The organism is Paenibacillus aceti (genome assembly GCF_003614185.1).
Taxonomy (GTDB): Bacteria; Bacillota; Bacilli; order Paenibacillales; family Paenibacillaceae; genus Fontibacillus; species Fontibacillus aceti.
In genome coordinates, this window is the sequence record NZ_KZ987724.1 from 5,195,261 (window position 1) to 5,195,543 (window position 283).

The following is a 283-nucleotide window of genomic DNA, read 5'->3' on the forward strand; positions in this document are numbered from 1 at the left end:
TATCCGCAGCAGCGGCAATCTTCCTCCCGGCTATAGATTAATTTAACTTATCATCAAAATATTAAGCTAGTACCCTACCATCAGGCGATCCGGGAGAGGAGTTTCCTTACCTGGACGCCTGATTTTTACATAGAGAAAATCGCTGTGCCTACCGTTATGACTTCTTCAATTCAAAAAACTCACATTCCAGACGTGAATGATACGTTAAATCGCTGACGCTGGATTGGGTAATAATCTTGTCCTCTGTGAAGCGGATGATGGTCGCCCCGCTCTCCACCATATG